Origin of the sequence: Amycolatopsis sp. NPDC051128 (assembly GCF_040682715.1) — a bacterium.
GTDB lineage: Bacteria > Actinomycetota > Actinomycetes > Mycobacteriales > Pseudonocardiaceae > Amycolatopsis.
In genome coordinates this window covers 1-7,559 of sequence record NZ_JBFBBN010000046.1, presented here as the reverse complement: position 1 = coordinate 7,559, position 7,559 = coordinate 1, and the positions used below count along the sequence as shown (strand labels likewise).

Here is a 7,559-nt window from a genome sequence, read left to right as displayed (position 1 = left end):
TGTATCACAAGTGGTGGAACGGTTCCAGTTGGTCCGGCTGGGAGAACCTGGGCGGCGTCCTGGTCGCAGGCCCCACTGTGTCCTCCTGGTCGGGAAACCGACTCGATGTATTCGGCACGGGCACCGACAACCACATGTGGCACAAGTGGTGGAACGGTTCCAGCTGGTCCGGCTGGCAGGACCTCAGCGGTGTCATCATCGACAACCCCGCGGCCGTGTCCTGGGGACGAAACCGAATCGACACCTTCGTCCGCGGCACCAACAACCACCTCTATCACAAATGGTGGGCCTGATCACGAGGAGTACCCGCGCGGGTAGTCAGGCCGGTATCAGAATTCTCTTCACGTGGATCGACAGCGGGACCAAATCGATATCGCGGACGCTGTCGATTCATCAGTAGGCTTCACTGGCAGGAGTGACCAGCCTTCCCTAGGGCCCGGGCAGCATGGCTGCCCGGGCCCGGGTCTCGTCAAGGGGGTTGGCCACCTCTCGCCGCGGCACCGGACGCCGGAGAACGACCGGGAGCTGGTGCACTGGGAGAAGGCCCGTGTTCACCCGTCCGGGAGCAGTTCGTTAGCGTGACGAACTATGGCGAAGGCAATTGTCGGGGGCTATGTCGTCCCCATCGACGGTGATCCCATCGACGGCGGCACGGTCCTGATCGACGGCGGCAGGATCGTCGCGGTCGGCACCGAGGCCGACGTGGACATCCCGGAGGACGCCGAACTGGTCGACGCGGCCGGCACCTGGGTGCTGCCGGGCTTCATCGACGCCCACGCGCACCTCGGCGTGCACGAGGACGGCGAAGGCTGGGCCGGCAACGACACCAACGAGATGACCGACCCGAACGGCGCCCGCTTCCGCGCCGTCGACGGCATCGACCCGTACGAGCCCGGCTTCGACGACGCGCTGGCCGGCGGCGTGACGAGCGTCGTCATCAAGCCCGGGTCGGGCAACCCGATCGGCGGCCAGACGATCGGCGTCAAGACGTGGGGCCGCAGCGTCCTCGACATGATCTTCGCGGAGCACGTCAGCGTGAAGAGCGCGCTCGGCGAGAACCCGAAGCGCGTGTACGGGGAGAAGAAGCAGACGCCGTCGACGCGGCTGGGGGTCGCGGCGATCCTGCGCGAGGCGTTCACGAAGGCCCGCAACTACCAGGCGAAGCGCGCGCACGCGGAGTCCGAGGGCAAGCCGCACGAGGTGGACCTGACGCTGGAGACGCTGTCGAAGGTCCTCGACGGCGAGCTGTACTGGGACCAGCACGTGCACCGCGCGGACGACATCGTGACGGCGCTGCGCCTGGCCGACGAGTTCGGCTACAAGCTGGTGATCAACCACGGCACCGAGGGTCACCTGATCGCGGACCTGCTGGCCGCCCGTGACGTGCCGGTCATCCTCGGCCCGCTGTTCACCACGAAGTCCAAGGTCGAGCTGCGCAACCGCACGCTGCGTTCGGCGGGCATCCTGGCCCGCGCCGGCGTGAAGATCGCGATCACCACGGACCACCCGGTGATCCCGATCAACTTCCTGGTGTACCAGGCGGCCCTGGCGGTCAAGGACGGCCTCGACCCGGCGACGGCGCTGCGTTCGTTGACCGTCAACCCGGCGTCGATGCTGGGCCTGGACGGGCAGATCGGCTCGTTGAAGCCGGGCCTGGACGCGGACGTGGTGCTGTGGTCCGGCGACCCGCTGGACGTGATGAATCGCGCTTTGCGCGTCTTCGTCCGGGGTGACGAGGTGTACCACTTCGACGAGACGCTGGGCGAAGGCGTGTCCAAGGACCGCCGGTACCGCGAGACCCGTTGAGTTTCGGACGACACGCCGGTTACCGGGCGGTTCCGGCGTGTCGTCCGTCTGTTCAGTCGAGCAGCGCGTCGAGGTCGATCTTGACCGGGAACGGGACGTCGGTGGTGAAGGTGCCGGTGACCGCCGAGGCGTCCATGTAGCCGAATTCGCCGGCTTGATGGCAGGCGACCAGGGATACCGGCTCGGTGATGTCGACGATCCAGTAGTGCGGGATTCCCGCATCGGCGTACTCGTCGTGCTTCACGTGGTAGTCGGTGCGTTTCGAGCCCGGCGACACGATTTCCACGACGACGGCCACCTCTTCGGCCCGAATCATGTCGTTGTCTTCGTTGACGCGGGCAAGTCCGGTCTTGTCGACGATCAGCAGGTCTGGTCGACGGGAGAAGCCGGGCTTGCCCGAGGGCGCCAGACCGAGATCCACATCGGTGTCGGGAACGAAGTCGAGGTGGTCCGGCAGCTGTGCTTCGAGTTGTGCCACCAGTCGGTAGATCGCGCGATTGTGCCTGGGCAGGGGACTGGGTGACATCAAGACGCGGCCTTCCACGAGTTCGGTGAAACCTGTGTCGGTTTCACCGAGCGCCGCGTACTCCTCGATCGTCAGCAGGTGATCAGGGATCTCCCACCGTCGAGTAGCGCCCGGCTTGGGAAGTGCAATCACAGCGTCTCCTCACGTCGCCCGGCATTGTCTCACGGCTCAGGTGCAACCACGAGTAACCGTATCTGTACCGAGCGTGTGACACCGTTCCCTCGACCGGCTACGCGTTCTTCAGCTCGCGGGCGATGACCAGCCGCTGGATCTGATTGGTCCCTTCGAAGATCTGCGGCACCTTCGCCTCCCGCATGTACCGCTCCACCGGGAAGTCCCGCGTGTACCCGGCCCCGCCGAGAACCTGGACCGCGTCCGTCGTCACCTTCATCGCGCCGTCCGTGGCGACCAGCTTGGCGATCGACGCCTGGCGCTGGAACGGCATGCCGCGGTCACGGCGCCGGGCCGCGTCCAGGTACGTCGCCCGGGACGACTCCACCGTGGCCGCCATGTCGGCCAGCAGGAACTCCAGGCCCTGGAAGTCGATGATCGGGCGGCCGAACTGCGTCCGGCTCTTCGCGTACGCGACAGCCTCGTCCAAAGCCGCCTGCGCCAGGCCGACAGCGCACGCCGCGATGCCCAAGCGGCCCGAGCTCAGCGACGACAACGCGATCCGCAACCCGTCGCCCGGAGCGCCCAGCAGCCGCGAAGAGGGAACCCGGGCGTTGTCGAAGATCATCTGGGCCGTCGGTGACCCGGTCAGCCCCATCTTCCGTTCGCGCGGTGCCGCCGAGAGGCCGGGTGTGGCGCCGTCGACCAGCAGGCAGGAAATCTCCTTCTCGCCCGTGCGGACCATCGTCGTGTAGAAGTCCGCGACGCCGGCGTGCGTGATCCACGCCTTCGTGCCGTTCACGACGTAGTCCGAACCGTCGAGACGCGCGCGCGTCGAAAGCGCCGCCGCGTCCGAGCCCGCCTGCGTCTCCGAAAGCGCGTACGCGCCGAGCAGCCCGCCTTCGAGCATGGCCGGCAGCCACTGGTCGCGCTGCTCGTCCGTGCCCCAGGTGGCCAGGCCGTAGCAGGACATCGTGTGCACCGACAGCCCGACGCCGACCGTCATCCACGCGGCCGCGATCTCCTCCAGGACCTGCAGGTAGACCTCGTACGACACGTCGCCGCCGCCCCACCGCTCCGCGTACGGGAGGCCCAGCAGCCCGGACTTGCCGAGCAGGCGGAACTGCTCGCGGGGGAACTGCTCGGCCTCCTCGGCCGCCGCCGCGCGGGGCGCGAGTTCGTCGCGGGCGATCTCCGTGGCCAGCGCGACCAGGTCCTCGGCGTCCGAATCCGGGAGCAGGCGTTCGGCGGGCATCGTCGTCCTCCAAAACCGTACTGAAAACAGTACTGTGGGCTCGACTAGAGTACAGTACGACAGGCCTGGGGCGGCCGGAAGACTTAGGAGACAGTGAGCCGATGCCCTCTGAACCCCGCCGACGGCTGACGGCACGCCAGCGCGCCCTGCTCGCCGACCTGGAGGCACTCTTCCTCGCCGAGGGCTTCGCCACCTTCACGCTGGACGACCTCGCCGGCCGCCTGCGCTGCTCGAAGTCGACGCTCTACACGCTCGCGCCCAGCAAGGAGCAGCTCGCCGTCAAGGTCGTCACCCACTTCTTCCGGGGCGCCGCGGAGCGGATCGAGGAGCGCGTCGACGGGATCGACGACGCCCCCAAGCTCATCGGGGAGTACCTGGCCGGGGTCGCCGAGCACCTGAACCGGGCGTCCGCGACGTTCATGCGCGACCTCGCCGAGTTCGGCCCGGCCCGCGACGCCTACCAGCTCAACAGCCGGTTCGCCGCGAAACGGCTCCGGCAGTTCATCGACAAGGGCGTCACCGACGGGGTGTTTCGCGACGTCCACGCCCGGCTCGTGGCCGAGATGACCGGGCTGATCATCGAAGGCATCCAGACCGGCGTGCTCGCCCAGCGGACCGAAGTGTCCGACGCGGAGGCGTTCGCCGCGTTGGGCGAACTGCTGCTCGGCGGGCTGAACAAATGAGGACAGGAATTGTCATTCCTGTCTCCTCTAAACTGCCCCTGTGATCGTCGTAGGCGGAGAAGCTCTGGTCGACCTGGTTCCCGGCGACCCTCTTGATTCCACTGTGGACGGTGGGCTGCGCGCGCTGCTGCCGCGGCTGGGCGGTGGGCCGTACAACGTCGCGCTGGCCGCCGGCCGCCTCGGCGTGCCGACGGCGTTCCTGTCGCGGGTGTCGACCGATCGCTTCGGTGAGGCGATGATCGAGCGCCTGCACGCCTCCGCCGTCGACACCTCGCTGCTGCAGCGCGGCGCCGAACCGACCACGCTGGCCGTCGTGGCGCTCGACGCGAAGGGCGCCGCGCGCTACTCGTTCTACGTCGAGGGCACCGCCGACCGGCTCGTCGCGGACCCGGGCCCGCTGCCGGCGAAGGTGACCGCGCTCTCACTGGGCACCCTCGGCATGGTCCTCGAGCCCGGCGCGTCGGCGTACGAGGCGATGCTGCGGCGCGAGTCCGCCCGCGGCGTGCTGACGGTCCTCGACCCCAACATCCGCGAGGCGCTCATCACCGATCCGGCCGCCTACCGGGCCCGCTTCGCGTCCTGGCTGCCGGACGTCCGGCTGTTGAAGATCTCCGACGACGACGCCGCGTGGCTCACCGAAGGCGCCGACCCGGTCGCCGCGGCGAAGACGTGGATCGAGTCCGGTGTGGACGCCGTGGTGCTCACCCGGGGCGCCGACGGGGTCGCGGTGATCACCGCCGCAGGTGAGCTGGCCCACGTGCCGTCGCGAAGCGTCACCGTCGTCGACACCATCGGCGCGGGCGACACCGTCCAGGGCGCGCTGCTGGCCTGGTTGCACACCCGCGAGGTCGCCGACCTGGCTTCTCTCGACGCGGACGCGTGGCGCGAGGCGCTCACCTTCGCGGCGAAAGCGGCCTCGATCACGGTGTCGCGCAGCGGCGCCGAGCCGCCGACGTCGGCCGACATGGCGTCGACCGTGTGAACCTGGTCCCAAAGGGGGCCTCAGGAGCAACGTCACCGCTGCGCGAAGGCACGTTTCTCGACTAGCGTAGAGGGGCATTCTTCATACCCCAGCGGGGCGGTGTGCAGCGAGGCGCCAGTGTTTCCTCGCGTGAACACGTGGCTACCTGTGAAACGTACAGGCGCCGCCGGCCCGTGCCCAACGTGAGAGGGACTTGCATGTCCGACGCGACGACTGCGGGGCAGTCCGGCGGCGCTACCGCGAAGCTGACCCTGCCGAGTGGCGAGCACGAGTTCAAGATCGTCCACCCGGTCGAAGGCGCGCCCGGGATCGAGCTGGGGAAGCTGCTGGCGCAGACGGGGTACATCACCTACGACCCGGGTTTCGTCAACACCGGCGCCGCGTCGTCGGCCATCGCCTACATCGACGGCGACGCCGGGATCCTCCGGTACCGCGGTTATCCGATCGAGCAGCTGGCGGAGAAGTCGACCTTCATCGAGGTCTCGTACCTGCTCATCTACGGTGAGCTGCCGACCGAGGCCCAGCTGGCGGACTTCACCGGGAAGATCCAGCGGCACACGCTGCTCCACGAGGACCTGAAAGCGTTCTTCAGCGGCTTCCCGCGCGACGCCCACCCGATGCCGGTCCTGTCCAGCGCGGTGTCCGCGCTGTCGACCTTCTACCAGGACTCGCTCAACCCGTTCGACGAACCGAACGTCGAGCTGTCCACCATCCGGCTGCTCGCCAAGGTGCCGACCCTGGCCGCGTACGCGTACAAGAAGTCCGTCGGCCAGCCGCTGCTGTACCCGGACAACTCGCTGGGCCTGGTCGAGAACTTCCTGCGGATGACGTTCGGCTTCCCGGCCGAGCCGTACGAGGTCGACCCGGACGTCGCGAAGGCGCTCGACCTGCTGTTCATCCTGCACGCCGACCACGAGCAGAACTGCTCGACGTCGACCGTGCGCCTGGTCGGCTCGTCCGAGGCGAACCTGTTCGCCAGCATTTCGGCCGGCATCAACGCACTGTTCGGCCCGCTGCACGGCGGTGCGAACGCCGCGGTGCTCGACATGCTCGAGGGCATCAAGAACGACGGCGGCGACGTCGCCAAGTTCGTCGAGCGGGTGAAGAACAAGGAAAAGGGCGTGAAGCTGATGGGCTTCGGGCACCGGGTCTACAAGAACTACGACCCGCGCGCGAAGATCATCAAGGCCACCGCCGACGAGATCCTCGGCAAGCTGAAGGGCGGCGACGAGCTGCTCGACATCGCCAAGAAGCTCGAAGAAGTCGCGCTTTCCGACGACTACTTCGTCTCGCGGAAGCTGTACCCGAACGTGGACTTCTACACCGGCCTGATCTACCGGGCGCTGGGCTTCCCGACGAAGTTCTTCACGGTGCTGTTCGCGCTGGGCCGGCTCCCGGGCTGGATCGCGCACTGGCGCGAGATGATCAACGACCCGGCCACCAAGATCGGCCGCCCGCGGCAGATCTACACCGGCCACGCTTCGCGGGACTACACCCCGATGTCCGAGCGCTGAGCCTGATCGGCTGACCCGGGGGGTTCCGGGTGGCGGAGCCTCCGGCCCGGGGCGGAGCCCCCGCTGAAACAAAGTAAACGCCCCGTCGTGCACCTGCACGGCGGGGCGCTTATCGTTGGGTGGCGTGACCAGAGAAGCGCCGGTTGTCCTGTGGTTCCGCCGGGACCTGCGGCTCGGTGACCACGCCGCGCTGCTGGAGGCCTCTCGGCACAGCAAGCACGTCCTCGCGCTGTACGTCCTCGACGAGAAGCCGTCGGCGGTCCTGTGCGACTGCCTCGAGAAGCTGAACGAGCAGCTCGGTGGTCGGCTGATGCTCGTGCGTGGTGACCCGGCGAACGAGGTGGTCCAAGCGGCGCGGGCGATCGGCGCGGCAGCGGTGCATGTCAGCGCCGACGCCGATCCGGACGGCCGTCGCCGGGATGCCGAGGTCGCGAAAGTGTTGTCGGAAAACGGCATTGGGTGGGTCGTGACCCACGACCCGTCACAGCCCGCCGACCCGGGATCGTCCCTTGTGGACTGGGTCGTGCCACCGCGGTAGCCAGAAGCCGTGAATGTCGCATTGAGGGACTTGAAGTCCCTCAATGCGACTCGGAGTCATGGGGTCGTTGCAACACCGCCTGGTTGAGAGGGTGGGTTGTGGTGAGGGTGCGGAAGTTTCGGTGGTTGCCGCGGTCGGTGGTGC

6 protein-coding genes and 2 pseudogenes are annotated in these 7,559 nt (G+C 68.0%); 6 read left to right on the top strand and 2 right to left on the bottom strand.

Features of this window, described 5'->3' with window-relative positions; translation table 11 throughout:
• Window positions 1-293, top strand: a pseudogene (locus AB0M82_RS34685) (carbohydrate-binding protein); the annotation flags it as partial.
• A 295-nt stretch (window positions 294-588) separates the two neighbouring features.
• Window positions 589-1,806: an amidohydrolase gene (locus AB0M82_RS34680; RefSeq protein ID WP_364731200.1), complete on the top strand. Its 1,218-nt coding sequence runs from the start codon at window positions 589-591 to the stop codon at window positions 1,804-1,806.
• A 52-nt stretch (window positions 1,807-1,858) separates the two neighbouring features.
• On the opposite strand, the gene AB0M82_RS34675 is transcribed toward AB0M82_RS34680, so the two are convergent.
• The gene (locus tag AB0M82_RS34675) at window positions 1,859-2,464 is read right to left on the bottom strand and encodes a Uma2 family endonuclease (protein ID WP_364731197.1); all 606 of its coding nucleotides are present in this window, start codon (window positions 2,462-2,464) and stop codon (window positions 1,859-1,861) included.
• 97 nt (window positions 2,465-2,561) lie between these two features.
• Complete coding sequence (locus AB0M82_RS34670) at window positions 2,562-3,698, bottom strand: acyl-CoA dehydrogenase family protein (protein WP_364731194.1); 1,137 nt, start codon at window positions 3,696-3,698, stop codon at window positions 2,562-2,564.
• A 101-nt stretch (window positions 3,699-3,799) separates the two neighbouring features.
• Here AB0M82_RS34670 and AB0M82_RS34665 point away from each other — a divergent pair, with 101 nt between their 5' ends.
• The 4 genes and pseudogenes from AB0M82_RS34665 to AB0M82_RS34650 form a co-directional block, all read left to right on the top strand.
• Complete coding sequence (locus AB0M82_RS34665) at window positions 3,800-4,381, top strand: TetR/AcrR family transcriptional regulator (RefSeq protein WP_364731192.1); 582 nt, start codon at window positions 3,800-3,802, stop codon at window positions 4,379-4,381.
• A 40-nt stretch (window positions 4,382-4,421) separates the two neighbouring features.
• Window positions 4,422-5,363: a carbohydrate kinase gene (locus AB0M82_RS34660; protein ID WP_364731190.1), complete on the top strand. Its 942-nt coding sequence runs from the start codon at window positions 4,422-4,424 to the stop codon at window positions 5,361-5,363.
• 197 nt (window positions 5,364-5,560) lie between these two features.
• A complete protein-coding gene (locus AB0M82_RS34655; RefSeq protein ID WP_364731187.1) occupies window positions 5,561-6,877 on the top strand; it encodes a citrate synthase in 1,317 nt (438 codons plus the stop codon).
• A 124-nt stretch (window positions 6,878-7,001) separates the two neighbouring features.
• Window positions 7,002-7,412 (top strand): annotated as a pseudogene (locus tag AB0M82_RS34650) (deoxyribodipyrimidine photo-lyase); the annotation flags it as partial.
• Between the last annotated feature and the right edge of the window lie 147 nt (window positions 7,413-7,559).